Raw genomic sequence first — 15,916 nt, forward strand, 5'->3', positions numbered from 1 at the left:
TCAGGTGGTTTTCAAAATACCGAATATTAAAACAAGTCACTTAATTCAAATAAATGAAAAAATAATTTGCGTAGTTAAATAGCTACATATATATTTGTAGTCAAATAACTACATGATGAATTTAAGACGAGATGTATTCCAGGCCATAGCCGACCCTACCCGTAGGGCAATACTACTTTTGGTTGCCACGCAAGCCATGACCGCAGGTTCGATAGCTTCTAATTTCGATACCGCGAGGCCTACGGTTTCTAAACACCTGCAAATACTCACCGAGTGCGAATTGCTGGAGCAAAAGCAAAACGGCCGGGAGATTTACTATAACATTAACGCAAAAAAAATGAAAGAAGTAGCCGATTTTATCGAGCCATTCCGCCAGATGTGGGATGAGCGTTTCAATAAACTGGAGAGTATCATGAAAAATTATAAACCTAAAGCATAAGCCACATGGAACTGAAAACCAAAATAGATGCCCGCAACGGCGAGCAGGATTTAGTGATTACCCGTGAATTTGATTTGCCACTGGAATTACTCTTCAAAGCCTACGTTGAGCCCGAAATTGTAGAGCAATGGATGGGTACTAGAGTGCTGAAACTGGAAAGCAAAAAGCACGGCAGTTATCAGTTTGAAACCACTGACCCTAAGGGTAACAAGCATGGTTTCAACGGTGTGATCCATGAGTTTATACCGGAACGTAAAATTACCCGCACGTTCGAGATGGAGAATACCCCCTTCGGCATCCAGTTGGAGTTTTATGAATTTGAAAAACTGACAGATGATACCAGCAAGCTCATCATGCATGTCATCTATGAATCGGCCGCCCTGCGCGACCAGGTGATGCAGCTGCCATTTGCCAAGGGCATTAATATGGCACACAACCGTATGGAGGAAATTTTAAAACAATTAAAATAACCATATCATGAGCAAACGAAATAAAATTATCTACTGGATAGCCACCTTATGGCTGGCATTGGGCATGGTATCAACCGGGGCAGTGCAATTACTAAAAGCCAAAGCGGGTGCTGGCGGTGTTGATAGCGTAAGCCGGTTAGGTTACCCCACCTATTTTCTAACTATATTAGGTATCTGGAAAATTCTGGGCGTTGTAGCTATACTGATCCCTAAATTTCCGTTACTGAAGGAGTGGGCTTATGCAGGTTTCTTCTTCGCCATGTCGGGGGCTATATTTTCGCATTTAGCATCGGGCAGTGCAGTGGGTGAGATTTTGCCTTCAGTATTATTATTGGTGCTAACAATCGTATCCTGGTATTTCAGGCCCGCGGATAGGAAAGTTCTTTCGGTTAATTAATAATGCTAAGCAAGATGAACAAATTATCATCACAGCAGACAGAAGAATTAATCGCGGTATTGAAAATCCGTTTTGAGAAAAATAAAAACCGCCATAAAGATCTGGACTGGACTAAGGTACAAGCCCGGTTGGAAGCCAATGCCGAAAAGCTTTGGTCGCTTGATGAGATGGAAGCCACTGGCGGTGAACCCGATGTAGTTGGTTTTGATAACAGCACCGGCGAATACATTTTTTATGATTGTGCTGTCGAAAGCCCAAAAGGCCGCCGAAGCATCTGTTACGACCATGAAGCGCTGGAAGCCCGTAAAGAACATAAGCCCGGCAATAGCGCTGTTAATATGGCAACCGAAATGGGTATTGAAATACTGACAGAAGAGCAATACCGCGAATTACAGAAACTCGGCAGCTTCGACACCAAAACATCGAGTTGGATAAAAACACCTGTGGATATCAGGAAACTGGGTGGCGCTGTATTTTGCGACCGTCGATATAATACCGTTTTCTTATACCACAACGGGGCCGAATCATATTATGCTGCCAGAGGTTTCCGTGGTTCATTAAAAGTTTAAATTTGCTTATAACAGTATTATAAAATCAGTATGAATACGAAGGTTGATTTCTTTTTTAAAGAAGACAAAAAGTGGCATGAAGAACTAAAACAATTAAGACTAATTGCCCTTGATTGCAATTTAACCGAAGAAGTAAAATGGGGCTGCCCTTGCTACACTTATAATGATAACAACATTGTATTGATACATGATTTTAAGGAATATTGCGCGTTCCTATTTTTTAAAGGCGCTTTGTTAAATGATGCCGAAGGCATTTTAATTCAGCAAACCAAGAATGTGCAGGCAGCAAGGCAAATCAGGTTCACCAACGTTAAGGAGATTGTTGATCGGAAAGCTATCCTGAAAGCCTATATCTACGAAGCCATTGAAGTTGAAAAAGCAGGTCTAAAAGTAGAACTTAAGAAAACAGAAGATTTCGTTACCTGCGAAGAGTTTCAAACCAAACTGGATGAAATGCCATCTCTTAAAACAGCTTTTGAAGCTTTAACACCCGGCAGACAACGGGCTTATAAACTTTATTTCTCGGCAGCCAAACAAGCCAAAACCCGCGAGGCCAGGGTTGAAAAAGCTATTCCGCAAATTTTGGATGGCAAGGGCTTGGATGATTAGTTTTTTTAGTGGCAGTGGCGATAGTAGCAGTGGCAGGTGGCAGTAGCAGTTATTCGAGCGAATAATACAACCCTGGAAACCTCTCTAAAACTTACAATACCACTCTACCCAAACCTTAATTAACTCTACCCGCTCTTTTATAAATCGCGGCGTGAAGAAGGTGATGGCAAAATCATCATAGTTTGCTTCATAAAACCCGAAAGCGTGGATCCAGTACATAATACCCAGGTATGGGATCAGCTCAATTTCGGGATCTGATAAACTTCGGTTTTCGCGGTAAGCTTCAATAAGGATCTTTAGTTTATGATCTGCTTCTTCTTTGGTTATCATTTGGTGGCGGGCCATAAAAAATAGTTGCACCATAAAAGTCATCACATCATTCACCAGCAAAGCTTTGCCAGCCCAGTCGAAATCAAAAATGGTGATGTTATTATCATCATCGAAATGAAAATTCTTAGGTAACAAATCGTAATGGCAATAGCCGTAACTAAACCTAGTCAGGTCGTACTCGTCGAGTTTTGCAACTACTTTAGCACCCAGATCCTGCAAATACGTATACTCCTGGGACAAATCTTCAAAACGTGAACGAATTAGTTTCAACGGACCTCTAACCGTCGAATAAATATCATAAATAATCCTTTCGTGTTTCAGTTTACATGTTGAAGTAGCATGATGCATCAAGGCCATAGTCCGGCCAATAATTTTCAACTGCTCATCATCGGGGTTAAGCACCACCTTGCCTGTAGCGAAGGTGAATAGTACGCCATAGCGCATACCTTCAATTGCCTTAAAATACTGAATCTGTTTGCCGGCCAAATCGGTTAACGGGTACGAAACAGGGATGCTGTTATCCTTTAAAATATTCAGCAACTCAACCTCACCCTTAATTTCATTCAAGGTCCTGTAATCTTTCCGGTATACTTTAAAGATATATTTAGCTTGTTCGCTCTCCAAAATATAAGTATCGCTTACATTGTGTACCAGCAAACGGCATGTGAGGCCTCTAAACCCATAAACTTCTTCGATATGCTCTTTTAATGCTGATGCTGCTAAAGTTGAGTATTGCGCCGGAAAGGTTTTCATACAGCAAATTACTTTAAAAAGATGAAATGGTTGGCCTTTTAAAATCCAAAAAAATCTACTCTCTTACCACGTCATTGCGAGGTACGAAGCAATCGCGAATTGTACAGAGCCACTTAACAATCCTTTTTATTAACGTGTCGGGTGTCATACTGAGGATCTCGAAGTATGTGCGGTGGGAATCGCTTGCATATCCGTTTTTCATTAGGAATGACAGTGCGCGTCATTCACCGTCAGTGGATGTCATTTTTTCTTTCCGCAAGAAAAAGTAATCAAACTTAGCGGAGCGATCTCATGAACACCAATAAAAAACAAACACAGGTGAATAACAGAACTCGTGGCTGCTTTATTTTCTATTAAAGTTAGTGCGTAGGCCAATGTTGTGCTGCCCGAAAATCAAGAGGCCACAATGGTTAGGGTGTTCACGGGTTGTGAGTGCAGTTAATCCCATAAATACCCAATGTGTCATTGCGAGCAATAGCGTGGCAATCTCGTCGCATGTATAATAATGATTTTTAGAACCCACCGGAATAGAATCTAAGTTTTTCAGTCTCCGTAGGGTCTCTCGCAGAGGCCCCCTGCGCCGTAGGACAAGTCTGCGATTACCATTCCAGTCCCCGATAATCAGCAATTGCTACATCTTGATGTAATGTACCATCTACATAAAACATTGCGCTACTATGTGGATAACCAGTATATTCTGCACACAAATTCCATTTACCACTAACCGGATTATGATGAATATAGTCTAAATCGTTTCCCGTTACTTATTACTGTATTTAGATTCACTTTGTCATCTTCTAAATAAAGCAGGCAATGCACATGATTAGGCATAATCACAAATCCGCAAGTATGGATATTGTATTTATGTGCGATAAGCTTAAACCAATTGTACAACAGATCATACGATTGTGAAATGTCAAACAATGGCAGCCAGTTGTAACAGGTAAAAGTGATAAACCACATCGGATGGCTTATTTCATGCTGGGTGCGGATGGTCATAAAATAAATATAGCTGAAGTGGAACGTTCCAATTTTTTGTGTAAAAATGTGCAACCTGCAAATCGCCCGGTTTTGCTTGTAATCCAAAATTTTAAAACGGATATTTGAGCCTCTCTACATAAATCTAAAAATGGCAGACGAAAAAATAATCTTCTCGATGGCCGGCGTAAGCAAAATTTACCCGCCTCAAAAACAAGTATTAAAAAACATATACCTATCGTTTTTCTACGGCGCTAAAATTGGCGTTATCGGTTTAAATGGTTCGGGTAAATCATCGGTATTAAAAATTATTGCCGGTTTAGATAAAGCTTACCAGGGCGAAGTGGTGTTTTCACCGGGTTATACCGTAGGTTACCTAGCACAAGAGCCTATCCTTGATCCTGAAAAAACCGTACGTGAAGTGGTTGAAGAAGGTGTTGCCGAAATTACCGCTATCCTGAAAGAGTACGAAGACATCAACGAAAAATTCGGCTTACCCGAGGTGTACGAAGATGCTGACGCCATGGATAAACTGATGGCCCGCCAGGGTGTGTTGCAGGATAAAATTGATGCCGTAAATGCCTGGGAACTGGATACCAAACTGGAGCGTGCGATGGATGCCCTGCGCTGCCCTGATCCAGATGCTAAAATCGGCGTACTATCGGGTGGTGAGCGCCGTCGTGTGGCTTTATGCCGATTATTACTGCAAGAGCCGGATGTATTATTGCTGGATGAGCCTACCAACCACCTGGATGCAGAATCTATCGACTGGCTGGAGCAACACTTAAAACAATATAAGGGAACAGTTATTGCCGTAACCCACGACCGTTACTTCCTGGATAACGTGGCCGGCTGGATCCTTGAACTTGACCGCGGGGAGGGTATCCCATGGAAGGGTAACTACTCATCATGGTTAGATCAAAAATCGAAACGCCTGGCTCAGGAAGAGAAAACCGAAAGCAAACGCCAGAAAACTTTGGAGCGTGAGCTGGAGTGGGTACGTATGGCGCCAAAAGCACGCCATGCTAAGGGTAAAGCCCGTTTATCAAACTATGAGAAACTGGCTTCGGAAGAAACTAAGGAAAGAGAAGACAAACTGGAGCTATTTATTCCGCCTGGTCCACGTTTGGGTAATATCGTTATTGAGGCCAACAACGTAACCAAGGCTTATGGCGATAAGATCTTGTTTGATAACCTTACTTTCTCGCTACCACCAAATGGTATCGTAGGTATTATTGGCCCGAATGGTGCTGGTAAAACTACGCTATTCAGGTTAATCACCGGTCAGGAAGAGCCTGATGCAGGTACTTTCCGCGTGGGTGAAACTGTAGCACTGGGTTATGTGGATCAAAACCATGACGACCTTGACCCAGAGAAATCGGTATGGGAAAACGTAACCGACGGGTTGGACAACATGATGCTGGGTAACCGCACCATTAACTCACGTGCTTATGTATCGAAGTTTAACTTCAACGGAGCCGATCAGCAGAAAAAAGTGGGTGTGCTATCAGGTGGTGAGCGTAACCGAGTTCACCTGGCTATTACCTTAAAGAAAAGCTCGAACGTATTATTACTGGATGAGCCTACCAATGATATCGATGTAAACACCTTGCGCGCACTCGAAGAAGGTTTAGAAAACTTTGCCGGTTGCGCCGTAGTGATCAGTCACGACCGTTGGTTCCTTGACCGGATCTGTACGCACATCCTGGCATTCGAGGGTGATTCGCAGGTTTACTTCTTCGAGGGTAATTACTCTGATTACGAAGAAAACCGCAAGAAACGTTTAGGTGATATTGCACCAAAAAGGTTGAGGTATAAAAAGTTAGTTGGATAAATAGTTGCGGCCGGAGGCCGCAGGATAGTCGTCACTCGGCAAGAGCCGAGCGACTGCATATCTTTTTCATTTTATAATTATACAAACACAAAAAGCCTGCACTTGCAGGCTTTTTGTGTTACAGACCCCGCAGTCGCTCGGCTCTTGCCGAGTGACGACTATCCTGAGGCCTCTGGCCTTGCTTAATTACGTATTTGCTTAATAAAACGATATACGTTAGTTTTAAACCTAATGTCCGAACTCAGAAAAGCCAATACCGATCACGCTTATTTCATTACCCTTACCGTAGTTGGTTGGATTGATGTATTTACTCGACATGAATATTGCGATGAAATAATTAGTAATCTCGAATATTGCCGCAAATACAAAGGATTAAAAGTTTATGAGTACTGCATCATGAGTAATCATATCCATTTGATTATATCCCGATCAGATGGATCTCTTTCCGATCTTTTAAGAGACCTTAAAAGTTATACTTCGAAAAGAATCATTGAGCTGATTACTAATAACCCACAAGAAAGCCGTAAGGAATGGATGTTACATCTGTTTAAATATTTCGCAAAATCTTATAAGCAAAATAGCGAGTACATGTTCTGGCAAAAGACATCGCATCCTATTGAGCTTTTAACTGTAGATGTATTCGATCAGAAAAAAGATTACATTCATCAAAATCCAGTAAAAGCCATGATGGTAAATGACGAAGCTGGTTATGTTTATAGTAGTGCTAATCCAGATTCACCATTGGTTGTTGATGAAAGTTAATTGCGGCCGGAGGCCGCGGATAGTCGTCACTCGGCAAGAGCCGAGCGACTGCAATACTTTTAAACGACGAAAGCCGCTCAATGAGCGGCTTTCGTCGTTTATGTAATTTTTGATCTTACCAGATCTTGGTTCTCTGGTTATCCGGTTTGTATAATTTGTCACCCAGCTTAATATTAAATGCTTTATACCAGGCATCGGTATTGGCAAGCGGCCCGTTTACACGGTACATATCGGGCGAGTGCGGGTCGCCGCTCACTTGTGAGCGAAGTGACTCATCGCTCACCTTCTCGCGCCATACTTGTGCAAAACCTAAAAAGAAACGCTGATCTGGGGTAAAGCCATCAATCTTATCATTACTTTTTCCTTGTTTGGTTCTTTTAAAGGCTTCGTATGCAATGGCTAGTCCGCCGTTATCGGCAATATTTTCGCCTAAAGTAAGCTTGCCATTTACATGTACTCCGTTAAATACGGTATAGGCATCATATTGCGTTGCAATGGCTGCTGTTTTAGCTTTAAACTTGGTGTCATCTTCTTTGATCCACCACATTTTCAGGTTGCCTTCTTTATCGTACTGGCTGCCCTGATCATCAAAACCATGTGTCATTTCGTGGCCTATAACCATACCAATGCCACCGTAATTAATTGCATCATCGGCATCCTTATCAAAGAATGGAAACTGTAAAATACCGGCAGGGAAAACGATCTCGTTAAAGCTTGGATTATAATAAGCGTTAACAGTCGGTGGTGTCATACCCCATTCTGTTTTATCAACTTTCTTATTAATTCTTTTCAGCTCCTCGTTATAATCATGTTTACCGATGGCTTTCATATTTTTATAAAAGGCGCCCTTATCTATATCAACATCATCGTAGTTTTTCCATTTATCCGGATATCCTATCTTTTTGGTGAAAGCATGTAGTTTTTCAATCGCTTTTTGCTTGGTGGCATCGCTCATCCAATCCAGCTTTTTAATACGCTCGCCATAAACATCCTGTAAGTTATTCACCAGGTCAAGCATACGCTTTTTGGCCTCAGGGGTAAAATATTTTTCTACATACAGTTGCCCTAACAATTCGCCTAAGCCGCCATCCACAGTAGCAACCATGTTTTTCCAGCGTTCTTTTTGTTGCTTTTGTCCGTAAAGGGTTTTATTATAAAAGTCGAAACGAGCCTGTCTGAAAGGTTTAGATAAATACCCGGCAGACTTATCCAACGATGCAAACTTCAATTCGGTTTTCCATACATCTACCGGCTGCGATTTTAACAGATTATCAAGCGCCACATAATATTTAGGCTGACCAACCAAAATGGTATCGGTTTTAAAGCCCATACGGTTAAACAGATCATTAAGGTCCATATCAGGCACTTGTTTCTGCATCTCGCTTACAGCAAATTTGTTGTAATTCTTTACCGGGTCGCGCAGTTCAACCGGGGTCGAATGTGATTTTGCAATCTCAGTCTCCAGTTTCAAAACCACATCTGCATTTTTAGCAGCAGTTGCAGCATCAGTACCCGTAAGTGTAAATAAAGTGGTGATATACTTTACAAACGCAGCCCTGATCTTAACACTGGCCGAATCTGTTTTAAAGTAATAATCACGATTCGGCAAGGTAATACCGGCCTGGCCAAACTGAGCCATATTTTTGTTGCTGTTTTTATCGTCGGGGCCAACATAAAAGCCTAATAAAAATCCACCTCCGTTCTTAAATTTATCGGCCGAAAATTGCAATAATTGCTTATTGTCTTTCAACGAATCTATCTGCCCAAGTAAAGGCTTAACCGGCTCGTAACCCAATTTATCAATGGTAACAGTATCCATACCGCTTAGGTACAGGTCGCTCACTTTTTGCTCCTTACTGCCTTTGCTGTTATCCTGCTTGGCGGTGGCCTCTAATATTTGATGCAGGTTTTTAATATTATCGTTATACAGGATATAGAAAGACCCCCATCCGCTTTCTGATGGCGGAATCTTGGTGTTTTTAATCCATGTGCCGTTAGCATAACTAAAAAAGTCATCGCCGGGCTTAACGGTGGTATCCATTCCCGACTTATCAAAAAATACTGTGCGTTGAGGGGGGGCATCTGCCGATTGCGTTGGCTTGTTATTACAAGCCGCAAGTACGGCAGGCACAGCAAGCCATATCAAAGGTTTTAATTTCATAAGTAAATGTTTTTTTAAAGATGCATAACCGCACTCAATTAAGCAAACGTTAATTACATATTAAACGGCCATAAACTGTTGATAATTAGCTCCATGTTAACAAATAAATAATACGCAGCGAATATTATTCTGAAAACTAATTACTTACTTTTATAAACCACTGGCAAGGTTTCTGAAAATTTATACTAAATACAATTTTTATGACCTGGAGAAAATTTAGCGGTGAAATACTGCAAACCCCCATTATTGAAGAAGTTGAAAGAACAATTGAGCGTGAAACCCTGTTGGGTAACAAGCTTAAAGTTTGCATTGGTACAGATTCGCAAGTGAAGGGATCTGTTACCGATTTTGCAACTGTTATTGTTTTTTTACGCGAGCAACGTGGCGGCTTTATGTTTATCCATCAGGAGCGTACATCGCAAAAAATGAGCATCAAAGAAAGAATGCTTACCGAAGTGCAAAAGTCAATTGATATTGCCTACAAACTTTGCGACCTACTGGATGTGTATGAAGTTGACCTGGAGGTGCATGCCGACATTAACACTAATCCAATGTTTAAATCAAACCAGGCTTTGCATGAGGCTATGGGGTACATTTTAAGTATGGGCTTTGTGTTTAAGGCTAAGCCCGAAGCGTTTGCAAGCTCGTACTGCGCCAATAAAATGGTACAGTAATTACGTTTAGATCTATTTGTTTAGCTATATTGGCTTAAACATTTTGATCTGCCATGAAAAAGTACGCCCTGTTTTTTGCACTTTTAGTTAGTGCAATAACCCTAAAAGCGCAAGCACCCGCCGATGATAAAACTACCCTTACCAAGGTGGGTCAGCAAACGCCTGCTTTTGAATTTTATACCGATAAAGACAAAACAGCTACCATAGAAAGCTATAAAGGCAAAATTGTACTACTTAACTTTTTTGCTACCTGGTGCCCGCCGTGCCGCTTAGAGCTGCCACGGGTACAAAAAGAGATCTGGGAAAAGTATAAAGACAACCCCAAGTTTGCCCTTTTTGTATTTGGCCGTGAGCAGGGTTGGGATAAGGTACTGCCTTTTAAAGAAACCAATAACTACACATTCCCAATTTTGCCTGATGAAGGCCGTAAGATCTTCAGTTTGTTTGCAACCCAGTCAATACCGCGAAATGTAGTGTTGGATGAAAATGGTAAGATCATTTATCAATCCATAGGTTACAGCGAAAAGGATTTTGCCGAATTGCTTAAGGTATTGGATACCCACATCAACAAACTTTTACCTTAATACCGGGTTAAGTAGTTTGTGAAAACATACCAATTAAAATGGGAACAATCCATGCCCATCAGCCTGGATAAAGCCTGGGACTTTTTTTCGTCGCCCTTAAACCTCGGTAAAATTACGCCGGCCGAGATGAATTTTGTTGTTACCTCCAGCTATACCGATCAAACGGTGATGTATCCCGGCATGCTTATCACTTACAAGGTTTCGCCACTAATGGGCATTAAACTCGATTGGGTTACCGAGATCACTCACGTAAAAGACAAGGAATATTTTATCGATGAGCAGCGCTTCGGCCCTTACGCCTTGTGGCACCACGAACATCATTTTAAAGAAATTAACGGCGGTGTGCACATGACAGATCTGCTCACCTACGCCATTGGTTACGGCCCTATCGGCTCAATAGCTAACAGCGCTTTGGTAGCCAAAAAAGTTAATGATATTTTTAAATACAGGGAAAAGGCAGTGATTGAATTGTTCGGCCCTTACTATAATAAGGAAGCTTAAAATATAGCGAACTGGTCCATCATCCAGTTACTCAGGTAGGCGAAAAGCGATGGCGGTACCTCGTGCCCCAATTCGGGATATACAAACAATTTGTACTTGGTATTTTTATTGATGCTGTTGAGCATCACGTATTGATTATAAGGTGGCGCCAGATTATCCATCAGGCTGATCCCTATAAGCGATGGACATTTCAGGTTAGGTGCAAAGTTTTTCAGATCGTAATAATCCAGTACATTCAGCAATTTATCAAGCGGCACATGTCTGGCTTTAATATACTTCACAAAATCGCTCATAGGCCAATCTTTGCTGCCAACTAATGCACGATAATCCGAGAACACCGGGTTGTTGGCCGAACATAATTTAATCCGTTTATCCAGACTGGCCGCTGCTATGGCCAGGTAACCGCCCATACTTCCACCCGAGATAATTACATTGGTCGAATCCAACTCTGGCCGGGTGCTGATAAAGTCCATCGCGCGGATGCAGTCCATAATGGCGCCCCGGTAAACATATTTTGTTTTATTCTCGATATCAGTTGTGAGATAAGCTTCTTTTGTGGGATGCACTACATCGCGGCTATTACCCTGACCACGTACATTGAATGAGAGCACGGCAATTTCGGTCGATCCATATATTGGCTTAACCCCTATACCGCCGTAACCGGGTACAACAAGCCAGACCGGAAATTTCTCGTGTGGCTTGCGGTTCTTTTTAATAGTAAGCCAGCCACGCACCAACAGGTTACCTAACGACCGGCCTTCGATTAGATAGACGCTGGTATTATCCTTCTCCATGTTGGGCTGAATGGTCATTTTCCACTGGGGATCAACCTTTCTCAACTCCTCGCGGGTAGAAGCCCAAAACTCATCAAAGTCTTCAGGCTTTGGCGTGTCCGACTTTATATTTTTAACATCTACCGCAAAAGCACGGCGAATGGTATCGTCATAATCGGTAAGGTGTATAATAATATAAAGTGTATACAAACCAGGGGTAGATTGCCCCGGCATTTTTAAAGTCTGTGTTGTCGACTCGTCTTTTTTGAGTTCGATAGGTTTCGAATCCTGACTTAAAACCTTATTATCCCTCGAAAGGATAGCATAGCCAAGTGTCCCCTTCTGGGCGTCTTCGGTATTTTTAATATCAACCGAATACTCTACCTTCTCATTCAAGTTAAAAAGCGCATCCTTTTTACGCGCCTGTGCGGTAAAGCCAAATTCATCATCCTGCTGATGTGCCACAACCCGGGTGGCCTTAACAAACGCAAATGATTGCTGACTCACAGTTGCCAGCATAGCAATTGCAAACGGAGCTATCCATTTCAATAAAAACCTTATCACGCTAAAACCCTATATCTTCGGTATACTAATTGGCCTAAAAAAGTGCAAACTCATCCATCATCCAGTTGCTCAAGTACGCATATATTTCAGGCGGTACTTCGTGCGCTAAGTTAGGATAAACAAATAATTTATACTGATTTTTTAAATTACCCAGCATTACATATTCATTATAGGCCGGTGCCAGGTTATCTAACAAGCCTATCCCTATTAAAGTTTTGCACTGCAGGTTTGGCGCAAAGTTTTTCAGATCGTAGTAATCAAGGTTGTTAAGCACCTTATCCATGGCAATATGCCTTTGGCTGGTATACTTTACAAAGCTCTTCATTGGCCATTCTTTGCTGCCTACCAGTGAGCGGTAATCGCAAAAAACAGGGTTGTTGGCCGAGCACAGCTTAACACGTTTATCCAAACTGCTCACCGCGATAGATAAATAACCACCCATACTTGCACCAGAACACAGGATATTTTCGGTATCCATATCCTTGCGCGAGCAGATATAATCTATCCCCCTTAAACAATCCATTATTACACCACGGTAAATGTATTTGTAACGGCTTTCTATGCCAACGGTAACGTAGGCTTCTTCTGTAGGGCTTATTTTATCGCGGCTATTACCTACACCACGCACGTTTAAGGCAAATACGGCTAAATCTTCTGTACCGTATATCGGCTTGGTGCCTTTGGGCCCATAACCCGGCAAAACATACCACACGGCCAGTTTATGATTGGGATTATGTTTTTTGGGAATGGTAAGCCAACCACGGATTATCACATTTTGGTACGAATGCATTTCTACCAGGTAACAGCTAATACCATCACGCTCCATGCTGGGTTGCAGGGTAACTTTGGCATCCATCGGTACGGTTGCCAGGGTATCTCTGGTGCTTTGCCAGAAACCATCAAAATTATCTGGCTTAGGTGTGGCCGATTTTATTTTCTTCGGATCAACGCCCACCATTCTACGGATGGTATCATCGTAATCGGTAACGTTGATGGTGATGTTTATTTTGTAGAAACCACTTTTTTGCCCGGGTGCTTTTACCGTTACAGATTTGGTATCGCCCTTGCTCATCTTTACATCAACAGAGCTTTGGCTTAATACTTCATCCTTTAATGATAAAACAGTTATACCAACTTTACCGCTCTGCTCTGCACCTGTATTATTTTTAAGGTCTACATCATAAGCTATTTTCTCCTTGGCATCATAAATAGCATCCTTACGCGATGGTTTGGCTGTAAAAGTGATTTCATCTTCAAAAGCTTTAACATTTCGATTAAAAGCGAAAGTATCGCTAAATGACATTAGCAATACAACTGTAAAAACTAAACTTAAACTTTTGAAGTAGCGGAACATAACGAAGGGGTCTTAAAATTTATTAACGAGAGATACTGTAAAATTGCTGCCGACACCAGTGTTACGGCCTACAAAAAACTGGCTGTAACCTACAAACATTGAGAAATCTTTAGTGAAAGAGTGGCCTCCGTTGATGGATGCCTGCACGTAAGAGAAATCTTTTACCTGGGCAATGTTGCCGGTAAAGTTTTTATCATCACTGCTCGAGTATACACCGTTTCCGCTTAATGCAATCTGATTTTTAGGATCGAGGTTTAAACCGAAGGATGCTGTACCTCTTAACTGCAGCGGACCTTCGCCCGATGAGTATTGCCTGCCACCCAGCTCTACCGTATAGTAGAATGATTTGGTGCCGCCCATTTTACCACTGCCCGAACCGATGATCTTGGCATCGGTACCGAAAGCCTGGTAGCCTAAGTTACGGCCATTGGTATTGTTGGTATACATAGGCACAATGATAGTACCCTGTGCTGCCAGGTAAAACTTAAACTTAATGTTGGTGATATAAATACGGCCCCCAATCTCGGCATCGCCCAAACCAGAACCTGTAGATTTATAGGTATTGTTGGTAAATGTGTTTGAGATATAAGGGATAGACGTTACAATGGTAAGGTTACGGCTAACGCCAATTTCGGCATATAAACTTAAACCGTACGAGCGATAGTAACCACCATCAGGATAATCAGTCTTTTTGCCGTATTTATCCCAGATCTGGTTGGCGTTAAAATAACTACCGGTTAATGAAACCAAAACTTTACCAGGGCGCACAGGCCATGCTCCGGCTTCGGCTTTTTGAATGCCGAATACACCAAGCAGTACTATGGCTGTAAGTAAGTTTAAAAATATAGCCCGGTAATTTTTCAGCGTAAGCTTTTGATACATATTATTTCTTCAATTAATATTATAAACACAACCGTTACGGTTCAACTAATCTGCCTTCTTGGCTTTAATCAAAAAGTCCGACTTGCGGATGTAGTGATTAAGCGGCTCCTCTATCGTTTTAAATAACAAAATGGATATGCCATTCAATATAATGAATATGTAGATCAGATTCAACCAATCGTATTCGAATGGTGAGTGCCATTCAACACCCCATTTATCGTACCACACAAATACCTTATCGTTCAGCCAGTTCACACCTTCGTGTAAATACTTGTACATATAACCCAAATGGATAAGGTAAAATATGTACGAACTTTTACCTAAAAGCTCTACAAACTTGTTGGATAAGATCTTCTTTAAAATGGTACTTTCAGTCAACAGTCCGTAAAAGAAAATAGCGATAGAAATAGCCAGCAAATAGTTGTTGGTTACAATGCCCCAAGGGTTGTGCAAACCAGCAGTCCACCCTTGCGGAATGCTTAACCTCGACATGATAAACGGGCAGATAAACACCATCACGATACCGATATAGGTATACCACAAATTATTAGTACGTCCAATTCCTTTTTTATGGATGATAAGCGCCAGTTGTATCCCCACAAAAAACTCGAAACAACGGCCCAGGAACGTGTAAACCATCATAAAGGTAAAGCTGCCGAAGAAACCATACCAATTGAAATGGCTGAAAATCAATACCAGTAAAGCACCCAGACCGGTTAAAACCAAAGGTTGTATATAGAATTTATTGTACTTTTTAGCGACGAGAAAGATGAACGGTGCCGAGAAGTAAAAACATTCCTCCACCGTTAACGACCAGCCTTGTGCGATCCCCGTAAACTTAAGATCTTGGAAAAAACCACGCAGAAAGGTGATATTCATGAGCAGCAATACAAATGGCTGCTTGAAACCTGCTGTGACCTGCGGATCGCCGGAAAAGTAATAATAAATAAAGGCCCCGATAGTGAGGAAAAAGTACATGGGATAGATACGCGCCACCCTGTTTTTGAAGTACTGCTTAAACCAGTCTTTGGTTAAATAAAAATTATCATAATAACGATAAGCAATTAAAAAGCCCGATAAAACGAAGAAAATGGTTACCCCAAAATGGAACTCTTGTAGAAATCTTTTCACACCCTGGGGAAAAGATTCGTCAAAAGCATACTCATAATGGGAAATAAAAACCAGGTATGCAGCTAAAGCGCGCACACCTGTTAGGGCAGGTACATAATTTTGCAGCGTTTTTTGTGACAAAGTATCTTGTATTATTTATTAATAGGCCATT

At 41.7% G+C, this 15,916-nt stretch carries 16 protein-coding genes; 10 read left to right on the forward strand and 6 right to left on the reverse strand.

What is annotated here, in order from left to right:
- The first annotated feature begins 115 nt into the window (after positions 1 to 115).
- The 5 genes from PQO05_RS23100 to PQO05_RS23120 are packed head-to-tail and all read left to right on the forward strand — an operon-like array spanning position 116 to position 2,484.
- Positions 116 to 439 carry an ArsR/SmtB family transcription factor gene (locus PQO05_RS23100; protein WP_273633550.1) on the forward strand — a complete coding sequence of 108 codons (324 nt, stop codon included), beginning with the start codon at positions 116 to 118 and terminating at the stop codon, positions 437 to 439.
- 5 nt (positions 440 to 444) lie between these two features.
- On the forward strand, positions 445 to 909 hold the full coding sequence (locus PQO05_RS23105) for an SRPBCC domain-containing protein (RefSeq protein WP_273629815.1): 465 nt from the start codon (positions 445 to 447) through the stop codon (positions 907 to 909).
- Between the two features lie 7 nt (positions 910 to 916).
- On the forward strand, positions 917 to 1,306 hold the full coding sequence (locus PQO05_RS23110) for a DoxX family protein (protein WP_273629816.1): 390 nt from the start codon (positions 917 to 919) through the stop codon (positions 1,304 to 1,306).
- Between the two features lie 14 nt (positions 1,307 to 1,320).
- Positions 1,321 to 1,875, forward strand: a complete 555-nt coding sequence (locus tag PQO05_RS23115) for a DUF4256 domain-containing protein (RefSeq protein WP_273629817.1) — start codon at positions 1,321 to 1,323, stop codon at positions 1,873 to 1,875.
- A gap of 30 nt (positions 1,876 to 1,905) precedes the next feature.
- On the forward strand, positions 1,906 to 2,484 hold the full coding sequence (locus PQO05_RS23120; RefSeq protein ID WP_273629818.1) for a YdeI/OmpD-associated family protein: 579 nt from the start codon (positions 1,906 to 1,908) through the stop codon (positions 2,482 to 2,484).
- 84 nt (positions 2,485 to 2,568) lie between these two features.
- On the opposite strand, the gene PQO05_RS23125 is transcribed toward PQO05_RS23120, so the two are convergent.
- A complete protein-coding gene (locus tag PQO05_RS23125; protein WP_273629819.1) occupies positions 2,569 to 3,567 on the reverse strand; it encodes a phosphotransferase in 999 nt (332 codons plus the stop codon).
- A 1,129-nt stretch (positions 3,568 to 4,696) separates the two neighbouring features.
- Between PQO05_RS23125 and ettA the strand changes: the two genes are divergently transcribed.
- Complete coding sequence (ettA, locus tag PQO05_RS23130) at positions 4,697 to 6,379, forward strand: energy-dependent translational throttle protein EttA (protein WP_273629820.1); 1,683 nt, start codon at positions 4,697 to 4,699, stop codon at positions 6,377 to 6,379.
- A gap of 231 nt (positions 6,380 to 6,610) precedes the next feature.
- Positions 6,611 to 7,141, forward strand: coding sequence for an REP-associated tyrosine transposase (locus tag PQO05_RS23135; RefSeq protein ID WP_273629821.1), 531 nt, complete (start codon positions 6,611 to 6,613; stop codon positions 7,139 to 7,141).
- 115 nt (positions 7,142 to 7,256) lie between these two features.
- On the opposite strand, the gene PQO05_RS23140 is transcribed toward PQO05_RS23135, so the two are convergent.
- Positions 7,257 to 9,302, reverse strand: coding sequence for a M13 family metallopeptidase (locus PQO05_RS23140; protein WP_273629822.1), 2,046 nt, complete (start codon positions 9,300 to 9,302; stop codon positions 7,257 to 7,259).
- Between the two features lie 200 nt (positions 9,303 to 9,502).
- Here PQO05_RS23140 and PQO05_RS23145 point away from each other — a divergent pair, with 200 nt between their 5' ends.
- The 3 genes from PQO05_RS23145 to PQO05_RS23155 are packed head-to-tail and all read left to right on the forward strand — an operon-like array spanning position 9,503 to position 11,061.
- Positions 9,503 to 9,976 carry a ribonuclease H-like YkuK family protein gene (locus PQO05_RS23145; RefSeq protein WP_174313471.1) on the forward strand — a complete coding sequence of 158 codons (474 nt, stop codon included), beginning with the start codon at positions 9,503 to 9,505 and terminating at the stop codon, positions 9,974 to 9,976.
- 53 nt (positions 9,977 to 10,029) lie between these two features.
- Positions 10,030 to 10,560, forward strand: coding sequence for a TlpA family protein disulfide reductase (locus PQO05_RS23150; RefSeq protein ID WP_273629823.1), 531 nt, complete (start codon positions 10,030 to 10,032; stop codon positions 10,558 to 10,560).
- Positions 10,561 to 10,578: 18 nt separating this feature from the next.
- The gene (locus PQO05_RS23155; protein ID WP_273629824.1) at positions 10,579 to 11,061 is read left to right on the forward strand and encodes an SRPBCC family protein; all 483 of its coding nucleotides are present in this window, start codon (positions 10,579 to 10,581) and stop codon (positions 11,059 to 11,061) included.
- Here the strand turns inward: PQO05_RS23155 and PQO05_RS23160 are convergent.
- The 4 genes from PQO05_RS23160 to PQO05_RS23175 all read right to left on the reverse strand — a co-directional run bounded on the left by PQO05_RS23160 (position 11,058) and on the right by PQO05_RS23175 (position 15,885).
- Positions 11,058 to 12,398: an acetylxylan esterase gene (locus tag PQO05_RS23160; RefSeq protein ID WP_273629825.1), complete on the reverse strand. Its 1,341-nt coding sequence runs from the start codon at positions 12,396 to 12,398 to the stop codon at positions 11,058 to 11,060. The genes PQO05_RS23155 and PQO05_RS23160 overlap by 4 nt on opposite strands.
- 34 nt (positions 12,399 to 12,432) lie before the next feature.
- Positions 12,433 to 13,701 (reverse strand): acetylxylan esterase, encoded by a 1,269-nt coding sequence (locus tag PQO05_RS23165; protein WP_273629826.1) that lies wholly within the window; start codon positions 13,699 to 13,701, stop codon positions 12,433 to 12,435.
- 63 nt (positions 13,702 to 13,764) lie between these two features.
- Positions 13,765 to 14,634, reverse strand: coding sequence for a hypothetical protein (locus tag PQO05_RS23170; RefSeq protein WP_273629827.1), 870 nt, complete (start codon positions 14,632 to 14,634; stop codon positions 13,765 to 13,767).
- A 45-nt stretch (positions 14,635 to 14,679) separates the two neighbouring features.
- The gene (locus tag PQO05_RS23175; RefSeq protein WP_273629828.1) at positions 14,680 to 15,885 is read right to left on the reverse strand and encodes an acyltransferase family protein; all 1,206 of its coding nucleotides are present in this window, start codon (positions 15,883 to 15,885) and stop codon (positions 14,680 to 14,682) included.
- Positions 15,886 to 15,916 lie beyond the last annotated feature (31 nt).

This window comes from Mucilaginibacter jinjuensis (genome assembly GCF_028596025.1).
GTDB classification, from domain to species: Bacteria; Bacteroidota; Bacteroidia; order Sphingobacteriales; family Sphingobacteriaceae; genus Mucilaginibacter; species Mucilaginibacter jinjuensis.

Excerpts from the sequence above, each read along its gene's own strand:
- PQO05_RS23150 (WP_273629823.1), top strand. The coding sequence starts at position 10,030 with ATGAAAAAGTACGCCCTGTTTTTTGCACTTTTAGTTAGTGCAATAACC.
- PQO05_RS23120 (WP_273629818.1), top strand. The coding sequence starts at position 1,906 with ATGAATACGAAGGTTGATTTCTTTTTTAAAGAAGACAAAAAGTGGCAT.
- PQO05_RS23135 (WP_273629821.1), top strand. The coding sequence starts at position 6,611 with ATGTCCGAACTCAGAAAAGCCAATACCGATCACGCTTATTTCATTACC.
- PQO05_RS23165 (WP_273629826.1), bottom strand. The coding sequence starts at position 13,701 with ATGTCATTTAGCGATACTTTCGCTTTTAATCGAAATGTTAAAGCTTTT.
- PQO05_RS23105 (WP_273629815.1), top strand. The coding sequence starts at position 445 with ATGGAACTGAAAACCAAAATAGATGCCCGCAACGGCGAGCAGGATTTA.
- PQO05_RS23100 (WP_273633550.1), top strand. The coding sequence starts at position 116 with ATGAATTTAAGACGAGATGTATTCCAGGCCATAGCCGACCCTACCCGT.
- PQO05_RS23140 (WP_273629822.1), bottom strand. The coding sequence starts at position 9,302 with ATGAAATTAAAACCTTTGATATGGCTTGCTGTGCCTGCCGTACTTGCG.
- PQO05_RS23170 (WP_273629827.1), bottom strand. The coding sequence starts at position 14,634 with ATGTATCAAAAGCTTACGCTGAAAAATTACCGGGCTATATTTTTAAAC.
- PQO05_RS23125 (WP_273629819.1), bottom strand. The coding sequence starts at position 3,567 with ATGAAAACCTTTCCGGCGCAATACTCAACTTTAGCAGCATCAGCATTA.
- ettA (WP_273629820.1), top strand. The coding sequence starts at position 4,697 with ATGGCAGACGAAAAAATAATCTTCTCGATGGCCGGCGTAAGCAAAATT.
- PQO05_RS23115 (WP_273629817.1), top strand. The coding sequence starts at position 1,321 with ATGAACAAATTATCATCACAGCAGACAGAAGAATTAATCGCGGTATTG.
- PQO05_RS23145 (WP_174313471.1), top strand. The coding sequence starts at position 9,503 with ATGACCTGGAGAAAATTTAGCGGTGAAATACTGCAAACCCCCATTATT.
- PQO05_RS23110 (WP_273629816.1), top strand. The coding sequence starts at position 917 with ATGAGCAAACGAAATAAAATTATCTACTGGATAGCCACCTTATGGCTG.